This window comes from Ancylobacter sp. 3268 (assembly GCF_031456575.1).
Lineage (GTDB): Bacteria > Pseudomonadota > Alphaproteobacteria > Rhizobiales > Xanthobacteraceae > Ancylobacter.
The window spans coordinates 358594-372228 of sequence record NZ_JAVDUX010000005.1; the positions used below are offsets into that span (position 1 = coordinate 358594).

The following is a 13635-nucleotide window of genomic DNA, read 5'->3' on the forward strand; positions in this document are numbered from 1 at the left end:
ATGATCCCGCCGGTTGTCCGCGTTCCCCGTCTCGCCTGCACGCCGAAAGGCGCGCAGGCGGGCGAGCGCGCCATTCCCGAGGAGACGCCGGTCGCCATCGTCCATAACGGCTCCACCTATGCCGTGATGATGGCGACGCCGGCCGATCTTCAGGATTTCGGCATCGGCTTCAGCCTGACCGAGGGCGTGATCGACAGCCTTGCCGATGTCGAGGACCTCGAGCTTCTCGAATTCGACGAGGGGGTCGAGGTGCGGCTGTGGATCAATGCCGAGCGGGCCGGGCTGATGGTGGCCCGGCGCCGGCAGATCGCCGGGCCGACCGGCTGCGGCCTGTGCGGGGTGGAAAGCCTCGAACTGGCGGTGAAGCCGGCACGGGCGGTGGGCGAGGGACGGATCTTCGCGCCGGCCGACATTTCCCGTGCCATTGCCGCCCTGCCGCCGGCGCAGGTGCTCAACCATGCCACCCGCGCGGTGCATGCCGCGGCGTTCTGGGAACCGGAGGCCGGGCTGGTCGCGGTGCGCGAGGATGTCGGGCGTCACAACGCGCTCGACAAGCTGGTCGGCCATCTGGTGCGCCAGCCGCGGACGGCGACGGAGAACCCGGCATCGCGGGGCATCGTGCTGCTGACCAGCCGGGTGTCGATCGAGATGATCCAGAAGACCGCGATGCTCGGCGCCTCGGTGCTGGTGGCGGTCTCGGCGCCGACGGCCCTGGCGGTGCGCACGGCCGAGGCGGCGGGCATCACCCTCGCGGCGATCGCGCGGGACGACGGATTTGAAGTCTTTACCCATCCGCATCGCATCGCGACCGGCGGATCCAACACGGAGACCGTTCCCCATGTCGCATGATTCGCATGACAGCCTGCCGCGGCTGATCTACATGGCGAACCAGATCGGCGCCTTCTTCGAATCCCAGAAGCACGACAAGGCGGTCGCCGGCATCGCCAAGCATATCAAGGATTTCTGGGAACCGCGCATGCGCGCCAAGATCGAAGACCACATCGCCACCGGCGGCGACGGGCTGAAGCCGCTGGTCGTCGAATCGCTCAAGACCCTGCCGCCGGTGAAGCGCGCCGACATACCGGTGGCCCGCCCGGCCGCGTCGCTGCCCGCGCATCACTGAGCGCGCACCACTGGGCGCGTCTCGCCGCCTTCCCTCTCGTCACGCCGCCGCGCCCGCATGGACCGTCCATGCGGGCGTTTTGCTGTCGTTTTTCAGGGCGATTCGGCTAGACGCCTTGCTGTCCGGCCGCGAAAGGTGGTCCCATGGCGCCGGCGCCATTCGGCCGCGTCGCGACCATCGTTCCGCCATGGCCGGGGGGCATCGCAATACGGGGGCGCCGGACCGGCGACAGTGGGCCGGTCGCGGAACGGAGTGAGTGGGAATGCACGGCGACGGGTATGGGCTGCTGATCTCGGCGCTGGTGTTCCTGGTGGCGCTGGTGGTGGCGGTTCCCCTTGCCCGGCGTCTCGGCCTCTCCCCCATCGTCGGCTATCTGGTCGCCGGCATTGCCATCGGTCCCTCCGGCCTCGGGGCGATCCGCGACCCCGAGCGCATCATCACCGTGGCCGAGATCGGCGTGGTGCTGCTGCTGTTCGTCATCGGGCTCGAGCTGAAGCTGTCGCGGCTGCTGGCGCTGCGCCGGGCGATCTTCGGCATCGGCGCCGCGCAGCTGATCTTCACCGGCGGCTCCATCGCCGTGCTGGCGCACTATGCCGGCAAGGATTTCGACTGGCGTGCCGGCGCCATTGCCGGGCTGGCGCTGGCCCTGTCGGCCACCTCCATCGCCCTGCAGCTGCTGGAGGAAAAGAACGGGCTGGCACAGCCCTATGGCCAGCGGGCCTTCGCGGTGCTGCTGTTCCAGGACATGGCGGTGGTGCCGCTGATCGCCTTCATGCCGCTGATGGTGCCGGGCACCCATGAGGGGCAAACCCTCTTCGATTCGCTGGGCGATGTCGGCATCGTGCTGGCGGCGGTGGCGGTGGTGATCGGGGTCGGCCGCTATCTGCTGACGCCGCTGTTCCAGATCCTCGCCCGCAGCCATGCCCGCGAGGTGATGACCGCGGCGGCGCTGCTGGTGGTGCTAGGCGCCGGCGCGCTGATGGCGTCGGTCGGCATGTCGATGGCGATGGGCGCCTTCCTCGCCGGGGTGATGCTGTCGGAATCCAGCTTCCGCCATGAGCTGGAGGCCAATGTCGACGCGTTTCGCGGGCTGCTGATCGCGCTGTTCTTCATGAGCATCGGCATGTCGATGAATCTCGACGTGGTGCTCGCCAATGCGCCGCTGCTGATCCTCGGCACGCTGCTCGTCACCCTGGTGAAGGCGGTCTCGGTGTGGGCGGTGTTCCATCTCTCCGAGGGTACGGAGGCGGATTCGGTGCGGGCCGCCTCGGTGCTCACCTCGGCAGGCGAGTTCTCCTTCGTGCTGTTCCCGCTCGCCCTCGGGCTCGGCCTGATCACCGCCCAGCAGGCGGACCTGCTTTCCGCCTGCGCGGCGATGACCATGATGCTGGGCCCGCCGGTGGCGCTGATCGGCGAGCGCATCGCCCGCAAGCTGGAGCGCCGCGACATCACGGTGCCGAAGCCGGACGATTTCTCCGATGCGCATGGTTCGGTGCTGGTGGTCGGCTTCGGCCGCTTCGGCCAGATCGTCTCGCAATGCCTGCTGACCCAGGGCATGGAGGTGACGATCATCGACAATGATGTCGAGATGATCCAGAGCGCCGGCCGCTTCGGCTTCCGCATCTATTACGGCGACGGCACCCGGCTCGACGTGCTGCGCGCGGCGGGGGCCGAGCGGGTGCGGGTGGTGGCGGTGTGCGTCGACCATCGCGAGACGGCCGACCGCATCGTCGAGATCCTCAAGATGAACGTCCCGCACGTGCAGCTGCATGTGCGCGCCTATGACCGCACCCACAGCCTCGCCCTCAAGGCGAAGGGGGTCGACTATGAGATCCGCGAGACCTTCGAATCGGCCCTGGCCTTCGGCAATGCGACGCTGAGGGCCAATGGCGTGGGGGTCGAAGCGGCCCGTCACATCATCACCGAAGTGCGCGAGCTCGACCGCCAGCGGCTGCAGCGGCAGATGGAGGGGGGCATCGACTACGGGCCCGGCCGCATGGCCGCCGAGCCGGAGCCGCTGGTGCGGCCCGAGCGCGAGGCGCATGCGCTCAATCCCGAGGCGGAGGACGCGCTGCGCCACGAGACCGAGTTTTCCGGCTAGGGCCCGTTCCCGCCACGACAGCCGGAAGGCCCCCGCCACGGAGCGGGGTTCAACCTGTTCAAAACACGCCGCCATCCCGTCATCAGGCGGCATCGCCCGATCACGGGGCGGCAGCCTCCGCCGACCGCCTGGAAGGGGTCGGCGCGCGTGGCGATCCGGCTTTCAGCTCGCGGCGGCTTCGGCCGCCACCTTCTCGGCGAGATCGTTGGCGGCCTTGCGGCTGGCCGCGGCGGCACCGGCCGGGTCGCCGGTCGTCATGGACTGCACCGACACGGTGTTGTTGGCGAACTCGATGCCCTGCTGCGGCAGGGTGCGGATCATCCGCTTGACCGCCTCGCGCTGGATCACCGTCGGCCGGGTCGGCTTCACGGTGAACTTGAACCGCACCACCAGGGCGTTGTCGGCGATATCGGCGACGCCCTGCATCTTCAGCGGCATCAGGAAGTCGTCCTTGAATTCGGGATCGTCCTGCAGCTCGATGCCGATCTTCTTCACCGTCTTGCGCAGCTTCTCGATGTCGGTGTCGCGGGTGAAGCGCAGGTTGAACTTCAGCGTCGACCAGTCGCGGCTGAAATTGGTGATCTGACCCAGCTGGCCGAAGGGGATGGTGTGCACCATGCCGTTCTGGTGGCGCAGCTTCAGCGAGCGCAGGGTGAAGCCCTCCACCGTGCCCTTGGCCTTGCCGCAGTCAATGTACTCGCCGACCCGGAAGGCATCGTCGACCAGGTAGAACACGCCGGAGACGATGTCCTTCACCAAGGTCTGGCTGCCGAAGGAGATGGCGAGGCCGACAATCGAGGCGCCGGCAATCAGCGGCGTGATGTTGATGCCGAGCTGCGACAGCACGGTCAGCACCGCCATGACGACGATGGCGAGCAGCATGGTGACCCGCAGCAACGGCATCAGCGTGCTCATGCGCGAGGCGGTGGTCGGGGCGGCGGTGGTCTCCTCGCTGTCCTGATGGCCGGGCAGGCCGCTGGCGACCGGGGCGGCGTAGAGCCTGGTGAAATATTCCACGGCCTGCCAGGCGCAATAGGCGCCGAGCAGGATGGCGCCGGCCGGCAGCGCCGCCGCCGCCAGCGCATTGTAACCGCTCATATCCATCATGCCGACGCCATGCACCGCCCAGATGCGGAACAGCAGCGACAGCGCGCCGAGCAGGATGGCGACCCGCACGCAACGCATCAGCGCCTCGATCGCCCGTTCGCGCCGGAAATGGCTGGCCTCCATGTCACGGCGCATCAGGCGGCAGACCTTCTCCATGAAGGATTCCAGCACCAGAAGCCCGATCAGCACGTTCAGCGTCATCATGATCGCCTCGTGCACGCCATTGGCGGTGGTGAGGGCGCCATAGATGCGGGCCATGCCGAGCACAAGGAAGAACGGTATGGCGATGACCAGCCAGAAACGCGCAATGCCGGCCACCAGCGGTCCCGGCTTGCCGCCCTGGCTGAGGCCGTGGAACCACTTCGCCATCGGTTCGCGGATCGCGATCGACGCCGCGATGATCAGGGTGGTGAGCACCAGCGCATTGATGAGCATGGCGCAGGCAAGCACCAGCGGCGGCGACTGCATGCCTTCGAGAATGCGGCGGATATCGGTGAGCAGTATCGCCACCAGGATCACCGCCGAGGTCCAGCGATAGATCTTCAGCGCCTCGGCGTCGTCGATCTCGGCGAGCCGTGCCTGCGGCAGGTTGGGCCGCAGGGCGATGCGGAACACCAGCAGATACAGCCGCCAGTAGAACACGCTGGTCAGCACCAGGAAGCCGAAATGCGCCTGCGGTATATCGCCCTCGAAGAAGCCGACGATCATCGCATGCGTTGCCAGCCACAGGCCGGCAAGGATCACCACGTCGAGGCTGACCAGCGCGGCCAGGGCCCAGAGCGAGGCGGCGCCGGTCACGCGGTTGGCGAGATGGCGCCGGGCCGGGCGCAAGGCGAGGCGCAGCAGGGCCTCGGTGCCGAGCGCCACGGCGACGCAGGCCGCCACAAGCAGCAGGAAGCGGCCTGGCTCGCGGCCTTGATTGAGCTCGGCGCTGAGAATGTGGGGGATGCGGCTGCCCTGCTCGATCAGCGCCGGCAGTTCCGCCAGCACGTCGTCGCTGTGATCGAGGACCTCGATGAACTTTTCGCTCATCGGCTCCTCGTGCGTCATGCTCATCATCGGAGCCGGCGCAGGTTCCGAAGCCGGCACCTCGGGCTTCGCGCCCGCGGCGGTGCCCGCCGACGGGCTGGCCGGCGTCGCGGCACCGGTCTTCAACCGTTCCGCCACCGCGCTGCTGAGCGAATCCACCAGCTGGTCGAATTGCTGCTGGCTGAGGGGGAGGGGTGCCGGAGCCGTGGGTGCCGGAGCCGTGGGTGCCGGAGCAATGGGTGCCGGAGTCTGGGCGGCGATAGGCGCCAGCGGCAGCAGCAGAAGCGGGAGAGCGAGAAGGACGCGACGCAGGAGGTTCATGGAGCCTTGGCCGGGCAATGGACCGCCACGTCAAGCGCTTCAACCGGTCGACCGCCCCGGCGCCGTGCCGCGGGCTGGGCCCCGAATTCAGCGGCCGCTTCGAGGCAGTCGTTTTCGGTGCGGCAGGCCACTATCGGCCGCGTTGCTTCCCCTGTCCATGAGGAATGCAAGCAAACTCCCCGGCATCGGGAACGATAGGCCGGGGAGGATCGGGGTGGAACGCCGCCGCGAGGCGGGCGTCGGGATGCGTGCGTGGGCGTCACACGTGGGCGATGCGCCGAACGTTGCGCTCAGGCGGCCTTGGCCTCGCGGCGGCGGCGGTGGAGAATGAACTCCGTGTAGCCGTTCGGCTGGGTGCGGCCTTCGAGCACCAACTCGCGCGCCGCCCTGAAGGCATGGCCGTCATAGGAGGGCGCCATCGGCACATAGGCCGGGTCGCCGGCGTTCTGGCCGTCCACCACCTTGGCCATGCGGCGCAGCGTCTCCTCTACCTGCTCGACGGTGCAGACCCCGTGCAGCAGCCAGTTGGCGACGTGCTGCGAGGAGATGCGCAGCGTGGCGCGGTCCTCCATCAGCCCGACATCGTGGATGTCCGGCACCTTGGAGCAGCCGACGCCCTGGTCGATCCAGCGCACGACATAGCCGAGAATGCCCTGGATATTGTTGTCGAGCTCCTCCTGCACCGCGGCGGGTTCCCAATTGCCGCGATCGACCACCGGCACGGTGAGCAGGTCGCGGCGGGCGGCCGGCTTGCGGTGGCGCAGTTCCGCCTGCCGGGCGAAGACGTCGACCTTGTGATAATGCAGTGCGTGCAGCGTCGCCGCGGTCGGGGAGGGTACCCAGGCGGTATTGGCGCCGGCCAGCGGATGCACGATCTTCTGCACCAGCATGTCGGCCATGCGGTCCGGCATCGCCCACATGCCCTTGCCGATCTGGCCCTTGCCGTCGAGATGGGCTCTGAGCCCGACATCGACGTTGTTGTCCTCATAGGCCTTGATCCAGAGCTGCGCCTTCATCTCGTTCTTGCGGACCATCGGCCCCGCCTCGATCGAGGTGTGGATCTCGTCGCCGGTGCGATCGAGGAAGCCGGTATTGATGAAGACGACGCGCTCGCGCGCCTCATGGATGGCGGCGGCGAGATTGGCGCTGGTGCGGCGCTCCTCGTCCATGATGCCGATCTTCAGCGTGGTCGGCGCCATGCCCAGCAGCGCCTCGACGCGGGCGAACAGCTCCACCGCGAAGCCGACCTCCTCCGGCCCGTGCATCTTCGGCTTGACGATGTAGACCGAGCCGGTGCGGCTGTTGTGCAGGGGGCCGCCGCCCTTGAGATCGTGCAGCGCGATGAGCGAGGTGACGGCGGCGTCGAGCAATGTCTCCGGAATTTCCGCGCCATCGGCGCCGCGCACCGCGTCGGTCATCATGTGGTGGCCGACATTGCGCACCAGCAGCAGGCTGCGCCCATGCAGCACCTTGGTGCCGCCATCCGGCGCGGTGTAGACGCGGTCCTGCGCCAGATGGCGTTCCACCGTCGCGCCGCCCTTGTCGAAATGGGCGCTGAGCGTGCCCTTCATCAGGCCGAGCCAGTTGCGGTAGACGAGGATCTTGTCGGCGGCATCCACCGCGGCGACGCTGTCCTCGCAATCGATGATGGTGGTGACCGCCGCCTCGACGATGACATCGGCGATGCCGGCGGCGTCGGTGGCGCCGATGCGGGTGGAGCGGTCGATCTTCAGCTCGACGTGCAGGCCGTGATTGACCAGCAGCACCGTGGCGGGCGTCGCGGCGTCTCCGGTGAAGCCGGCGAACTGCGCGGTATCGGCGAGGCCGGCGACGGCGCCGGAGGCCAGCGTCACCCGGAGCGCGCCGTCCGCGACCGCATAGGCGGTGGCGTCGAGATGCGAGCCGGCGGTCAGCGGGAAGGTCTCGTCGAGGAACGCCCGCACCTTCGCCACCACCTTGGCGGCACGCACCGGGTTGAAGCCGCCGGCGCGGGTGGCGCCGTCCTCCTCGGGAAGCGCGTCGGTGCCGTAGAGCGCGTCGTACAGGCTGTTCCAGCGCGCATTGGCGGCATTCAGCGCATAGCGGGCATTGGTGATCGGCACCACCAGCTGCGGGCCGGGAATGCGGGCGAGCTCGTCGTCGACGTTCTGTGTCGTCACCGTGACCGCGTCCGGCTCGGGGAGGAGATAGCCGATCTCGCCGAGGAAGGTCTCGTACTCCGCCGGATCGATGCTGCGCCCCTTATGGGTGCGGTGCCAATCGTCGATCACCGTCTGCAACGCGTCGCGCTTGGCCAGCAGCGTGCCGTTGCGGGGCGAGAACTCGCCGACGATCTCGGCGAAGCCCTGCCAGAAGGCGGCGGGGTCGATGCCGGTGCCGGGAATGGCCTCGTCATTGATGAAGGCGTAGAGGTCGGCGTCGATATGCAGGCCGGCGATGTCAACGGTGCTCATGATTTGGCGTTCTCCGAGCATTTGGCCGGCGCCACGCCGGCAGAGGCTGTCCAGTTTTTTGCTATGCAGCGAAAAATAAGTGCGGCGCAATATCGCATATAGTCGGGTATGGACCGGCCGGGTGGCCGCGCGCGGACGGCTTTCCTCCGGTCAAAGGACCGGAATCGCGGAATGTTCATCGCGCGCGAGGAGGCGACATGGTGCAGGAGGATCGGCTCCCGCCGAAGCGCGGGCGGGGACGGCCCAAGGCACGCTCCGACCACGACCAGGCCGCCGCAATCGTCGCCCAGGCGCACGCCCTGTTCCTGGCCGGCGGTTATGGCCGCACCACCATGGACGAGATCGCCGCCGCCTGCCGGATTTCCAAGCGCACGCTGTACCGGCTGTTTCCCGCCAAGATCGACCTGTTCGCCGCGATCGTCGAGGAGCACCGCTTCAGCATGCTGGCGCTGCCGGGCGACTACGACCAGCTGTCGCTGATCGATGCCATTGCCGCCATCTTCCGGGTCGATATCGACGACGCGGAAAACCGGGAGCGCATGGCTCTGGTCGGCTTCGTGCTGGCGGAGCTGCGGCAATTTCCCGAGCTCGGCAATGTGGTGCGCATCCACGGCGCCGATCCCTCGCGCGCCGAGCTCACCGCGTGGCTGACCCGGCAGGCCGAGCGCGGCCGCATTCGCCTCGCCAACCCGGAATACACCGCGCGGATGCTGATGGACCTGATCTTCGGCGCCCTGCCGCTCAAGCAGCCGGGCCTGCCGGACTGGCCGCGCGACACCGACCGCCGCAATTACCTGCGCGAGGCGATCCGGCTGATCGTCGAGGGGATGATGCCGCGTTGAGGGGGCGCGCCGGGAAGGCGGGGGCGGTCTTGCAATGCGCAGGCGGATATCCTTCCTGATGTTCGGCCGCCATCGGCGGCCCGGTGGCGGCGGCGGTGGTTTACCGGTAACTTCCGCCCTGCCGGGATGGGGAAATGGGCAGGGGCGGTCGCAGCTCCGCCAGGGGAGAGTTTCGGGTCTCATGCGCAGTACGCCGATGGTGGGGCATGGCGGGCTCCCTTTGCGGGCGCGCCCGGGTGATCGCGCCGGCGGCGGCTTCGCGACGCTGCTGCCCGCGGTGCTGCTTCTGCTGCTCAGCACCCTGGGCACCAGCACGGCCATGCTGGCGGCGGGGCCCGGCACCGAGCATGTCGCGGTGGTGGCGCCGCCCTGGTATGAGCCGGCGCAAACTCTGGAACTCGTCGCCCGGGCCGGCGGCCGGATCGTCGACATGGGGCGGTTTGACAATATGGTGGTCGCCGTGGTCGGAGACGACGAGGCGCGGCAGGGCTTTCCCGATGCCTTGCGGCGCGAGGGAGCGTGGCTGGCGCTCGATGCCGGTTTTCTAAACGGATGCGTCGGCCGTTAGGTCGTTGTTGGTGCCGAATTCTTTATGCGCGACCGGCAGGGCAAGCCCGTGCCACGCAGGATGTGTTGCGGAATCAGATCATGATCGAGATCGAGCATTTGCGGGTCCGCTTTGGCTATCTGCTGCTCGCATTGCTGTGGCTGCATCTGCCGGTCGCCATGGCGATCGCCTATGCCGTAGGGCGCGACATGACGGTGCCGGCGCTGATCGTCGCGGCGCTGGCCGGCGCCTACACAATCTCCTGGCTGGTTTACGGGGTGGAGCCCGTCACGCGCTATGTATCGGCCGTCGCCTTGATGGGCATGCCCTCGCTTTTCGTGTTCCTGCTGGCAGGTCACGGGTGGCAGATGGACCTGCACATGTATTTCTTCGCCTCGCTGGCGCTGATGATCGGCTGGTGCGACTGGCGCAGCATCCTGATGGCGGCGACGGCGGTGGCGATCCACCATCTCACGCTCAATTTCGTGTTCTCCGCCGCGGTGTTCCCGGCCGGGCAGGATCTCTCCCGCGTTTGGCTGCATGCCGGCATCGTTGCCTTCCAGACCGCGATCCTGGTGTGGATCAGCGAGATGCTGGTCGGCGGCTTCAACCGCGTGCAGGCCATGAGCCAGCAAATCATGCTCAGCAACGAGACGCTCGAGCAGAAGGTGGAGGAACGCACCCGCGAGGCGCAGGCCGCCAATGCCGCCAAGGGCCTGTTCCTGGCCAATATGAGCCACGAGATCCGCACGCCGATGAACGCCATTCTCGGCTTCACCCATCTGGCGCTGCGCGGCGAGCTGCCGCCCAGGCAGTTCGAATACCTCACCAAGATCCGGCAGGCGAGCACCGCGCTGCTGGCCCTGATCAACGACATCCTCGACTTCTCGAAGATCGAGGCCGGCAAGCTGATGCTCGAAAAATCCTCCTTCGACATTCGCGAGGAGGTGGAGACCGCGGTCGGCATCACCATGCTGAAGGCCACCGAGAAGGGGATCGACGTGCGCGTCTCCTTCGCGGCCGATGTGCCGGAGATGGTGGTGGGCGACGCCCTGCGCCTCAACCAGATCATGCTCAACCTGATCGGCAACGCGGTGAAGTTCACCGAGCGCGGCGAGGTGCGGGTCTCGGTCCGGCGTCTGCCCGACGCGGCGCCGTCCGCCGTGGTGCTGGAGATCGCCGTGCGCGACACCGGCGTCGGCATGGATGCCGAGCAGCAGGCCAATCTGTTCCGCTCCTTCGCCCAGGCCGACAGCTCGACCACGCGCAAGTTCGGCGGCACCGGGCTCGGCCTCGCCATCACCAAGCAGCTGGTGGAGCTGATGGGCGGCACGATCGGCGTGCAGAGCGCCCCGGGGCTCGGCAGCGTGTTCACCGTGACGCTGCGCCTGGAGGAGGGCTCGGCGGCCCAGCGGGCCAAGGCCCTTGCCCTGCCGGCGAACATGCGCGGCCTGCGCGTGCTGATCGTCGACGACAATTCGGGCGCGCGCGAGATCCTGAGCGCGATCTTTGCGAGCTGGGCGCTGCATGTCGAGGTCGCGGCCTCGGCCCCGGAGGCGCTGGCGACGCTCGAAGCGGCCGCCGCGCAGGGCATGCCCCATGACCTTTTGCTGGTCGACTGGAAGATGCCTTCCATGAATGGCGTCGACCTGGTGCGCGAGCTCGAGCGCAGCCCGAAGCTGCCCCGCCCGCCGGTGGCGCTGATGGTCAGCGCCTATGCGCGCGAGGACGCGATGGCGGCGGCGCAGGATGTCGGCATCGCCGCCTTCCTGGTCAAGCCGGTCGATGCCGGCATGCTGCTGGACACCATCGTCGACCTGTTCCGGGCCAAGGGCGGTGCCGTCGAGGCCACCGGCGACGCCGCCCCGGGCGCGGTGCCCATGGTGCACGCCGCCGCACGCGGCGCGCGGGTGCTGCTGGTCGAGGACAACGAGATCAACAGCGAGGTCGCCTTCGAGCTGCTGACCGATGCCGGTCTGCTGGTGGAACTGGCCGGCAATGGCCGCGTCGCCTGCGAGATGGTGCTGGAATCCGGGCGGCAGTACCAGGCCGTGCTGATGGACGTGCAAATGCCGGAAATGGACGGCCTGGAAGCGACGCGGCGCATCCGCCGGACGATTTCCGCGGCCCGGCTGCCCATCATCGCCATGACCGCCCACGCCTATGAGCGCGAGCGGCTGGCCTGCATCGAGGCCGGCATGGACGATCACATCGCCAAGCCGGTCGATCCGCAACGGCTGATCGCCACCCTCGACCGCTGGATCGGCGAGCGACCGGCGGGCCAGACGGCTGCCGTCGCCGCGGCCGGGCCCGCCGTGGCCGGGCCCGCTGTGGTTGCTGGCCCGCCGGCAACGGGCGAACTGCCCGAGACCCTGCCGCCCTTCGACATCGCTGCCGCGCTGGTGCGGGTGAACGGCAAGCGCCCCCTGCTGACGAAGCTCATCGCCGGTTTCGGCGAGACCTATTCCGATGCGGTGGCAAGGCTGGGCGAGCAGATCGCCGCCGGCGAACCCGACGAGGCGCGCCGCCTGGCGCATTCGCTCAAGGGCGTCGCCGGCTCGCTGGAGCTGAGGCACGTCACCGAGGCGGCGCGCCAGCTGGAAGATGCGCTGGCGCATGGTGAAGCCGACCGTTTCGCGGAGCGGCTGTCGCAGCTCGACCGTGCCATGCTGCCGGCGCTTGCGGCCGCCAGATCGCTGAGGCCGCCCGCCGAAGCGCAGGCGATACCCGAGCGGGCGAACCGGTCGAACGCGCCGGCGCTGACCCCGGCGGCGCGCGAGCTGGTGGCCACGCTGGTCACCCAGCTGGAGCGCCGCAACCTGGGCGCCCGCCGCACCTTCGAGCAGATGGAGCGGATCATCGGGCCGAACGCCGCGCTCGCGCCGCTGAAGGCGGCTTTGACACGCCTGGATTTCACCGCTGCCCTGCTCGCCGTCCACCAGCTCAGCGAACCGACCGAGACCGAGGAGACGCAATCTTGAACGAGCGCCAATCGGTGCTGATCGTCGACGATGAAATATCCAACATCGAGATTCTCTCGGCGGCGCTGGAAGACGACTACGAGATCTTTTTCGCCACCTCCGGCGAGGAGGCGGTGGATGTGGCGCGCACCAACATGCCCGACCTGATCCTGCTCGACGTGCTGATGCCGGGCACGGACGGCTATGTGGTGTGCAGCACGCTCAAGGCCGACCCGCTGGTGGGCGACGTGCCGATCATCTTCACCACCGCCCTCGGCGACCGCGACGCCGAAGTGCGGGGGCTGACGCTCGGCGCGATCGACTACATCACCAAGCCGATCAGCCCCGTCGCGGTACGGGCGCGCGTGCGCAACCATCTCGACATGAAGCGCATGCGCGACCAGCTGGCTGAAATGGCGGTGACCGATGCGCTGACCGGCCTCGGCAACCGGCGACGGATGGAGCGCGTGCTCGACCAGGCGGCGGTGCGGCTGGCGATGAACCAGTCGCCATTGTCGCTTATCATCGTCGATATCGATTTCTTCAAGCGCTACAACGATGCCTATGGCCACACCGCCGGCGACCGCTGCCTTTCCATGGTGGCATCGGCGCTCAAGCGGGCGATGCAGCGCACCGCCGATGTCGCCGTCCGCTATGGCGGCGAGGAGTTCGCCTGCGTGCTGCCGGAATGCTCTCATGCCGAGGCCATGGAGGTGGCCCGGCAGATCCATCAGCGCGTACAACTGCTCGACATTCCGCACCGGGCCTCGGACGCGGCCGCCTTCGTGACGGTCAGCGTCGGCGTGGCGACGGCGGCCTGCGTGGCCGGCGGGGCGCCGGAGGCGTGGGTGCGGGCGGCGGATGAGCAGCTTTACCTCGCCAAGTCGGCCGGCCGAAACCGGGTGATGGGGCGAGAGTTTTCCGTGCAGGTCTAGAAGCGAAGCTCGATGCCCCGGTCGTCGAGCCCGAACGTGCCGTGGCGCCTCCTCGGCGGCGCGGCACGCCCGACGAAATGGCGGCTCTCGTCGGTCTCCTCCGCCCTGCGCCCTCCACCGTAGGGCCTGCTCCTTGGGGCGGGGAGCGTCAGGCCTGGGCCTCGACGACGGCGATGGCGGTCATGTTGACGATGCCGCGGGCGGTGACGGAGGGGGT

9 protein-coding genes are annotated in these 13635 nt (G+C 68.5%); 7 read left to right on the forward strand and 2 right to left on the reverse strand.

Annotation, left to right across the window (positions count from 1 at the left end; genetic code table 11):
• From fdhD to J2X65_RS09860, 3 genes are all read left to right on the forward strand, one after another.
• Positions 1-849 carry a formate dehydrogenase accessory sulfurtransferase FdhD gene (fdhD, locus tag J2X65_RS09850; RefSeq protein WP_310200713.1) on the forward strand — a complete coding sequence of 283 codons (849 nt, stop codon included), beginning with the start codon at positions 1-3 and terminating at the stop codon, positions 847-849.
• Positions 839-1123 carry a formate dehydrogenase subunit delta gene (locus J2X65_RS09855; protein ID WP_310200714.1) on the forward strand — a complete coding sequence of 95 codons (285 nt, stop codon included), beginning with the start codon at positions 839-841 and terminating at the stop codon, positions 1121-1123. Before fdhD ends, J2X65_RS09855 begins: the two co-directional genes overlap by 11 nt.
• 262 nt (positions 1124-1385) lie before the next feature.
• Entirely contained in the window at positions 1386-3224 is a 1839-nt protein-coding gene (locus tag J2X65_RS09860; protein WP_310200715.1) for a monovalent cation:proton antiporter-2 (CPA2) family protein, read from the forward strand.
• 162 nt (positions 3225-3386) lie between these two features.
• On the opposite strand, the gene J2X65_RS09865 is transcribed toward J2X65_RS09860, so the two are convergent.
• Positions 3387-5681: a mechanosensitive ion channel family protein gene (locus J2X65_RS09865; protein WP_310200716.1), complete on the reverse strand. Its 2295-nt coding sequence runs from the start codon at positions 5679-5681 to the stop codon at positions 3387-3389.
• Between the two features lie 290 nt (positions 5682-5971).
• On the reverse strand, positions 5972-8134 hold the full coding sequence (locus J2X65_RS09870) for a malate synthase G (RefSeq protein WP_310200717.1): 2163 nt from the start codon (positions 8132-8134) through the stop codon (positions 5972-5974).
• Between the two features lie 197 nt (positions 8135-8331).
• Between J2X65_RS09870 and J2X65_RS09875 the strand changes: the two genes are divergently transcribed.
• The 4 genes from J2X65_RS09875 (at position 8332) to J2X65_RS09890 (ending at position 13418) form a co-directional block, all read left to right on the forward strand.
• On the forward strand, positions 8332-8976 hold the full coding sequence (locus J2X65_RS09875) for a TetR/AcrR family transcriptional regulator (RefSeq protein ID WP_310200718.1): 645 nt from the start codon (positions 8332-8334) through the stop codon (positions 8974-8976).
• A gap of 181 nt (positions 8977-9157) precedes the next feature.
• Entirely contained in the window at positions 9158-9544 is a 387-nt protein-coding gene (locus J2X65_RS09880; protein ID WP_310200719.1) for a hypothetical protein, read from the forward strand.
• An 80-nt stretch (positions 9545-9624) separates the two neighbouring features.
• Positions 9625-12504 (forward strand): response regulator, encoded by a 2880-nt coding sequence (locus J2X65_RS09885; protein WP_310200720.1) that lies wholly within the window; start codon positions 9625-9627, stop codon positions 12502-12504.
• Entirely contained in the window at positions 12501-13418 is a 918-nt protein-coding gene (locus J2X65_RS09890; RefSeq protein ID WP_310200721.1) for a diguanylate cyclase, read from the forward strand. Before J2X65_RS09885 ends, J2X65_RS09890 begins: the two co-directional genes overlap by 4 nt.
• Positions 13419-13635 lie beyond the last annotated feature (217 nt).

Excerpts from the sequence above, each read along its gene's own strand:
- J2X65_RS09875 (WP_310200718.1), top strand. The coding sequence starts at position 8,332 with ATGGTGCAGGAGGATCGGCTCCCGCCGAAGCGCGGGCGGGGACGGCCC.
- J2X65_RS09885 (WP_310200720.1), top strand. The coding sequence starts at position 9,625 with ATGATCGAGATCGAGCATTTGCGGGTCCGCTTTGGCTATCTGCTGCTC.
- J2X65_RS09865 (WP_310200716.1), bottom strand. The coding sequence starts at position 5,681 with ATGAACCTCCTGCGTCGCGTCCTTCTCGCTCTCCCGCTTCTGCTGCTG.
- J2X65_RS09855 (WP_310200714.1), top strand. The coding sequence starts at position 839 with ATGTCGCATGATTCGCATGACAGCCTGCCGCGGCTGATCTACATGGCG.
- J2X65_RS09880 (WP_310200719.1), top strand. The coding sequence starts at position 9,158 with ATGCGCAGTACGCCGATGGTGGGGCATGGCGGGCTCCCTTTGCGGGCG.
- fdhD (WP_310200713.1), top strand. The coding sequence starts at position 1 with ATGATCCCGCCGGTTGTCCGCGTTCCCCGTCTCGCCTGCACGCCGAAA.
- J2X65_RS09870 (WP_310200717.1), bottom strand. The coding sequence starts at position 8,134 with ATGAGCACCGTTGACATCGCCGGCCTGCATATCGACGCCGACCTCTAC.
- J2X65_RS09860 (WP_310200715.1), top strand. The coding sequence starts at position 1,386 with ATGCACGGCGACGGGTATGGGCTGCTGATCTCGGCGCTGGTGTTCCTG.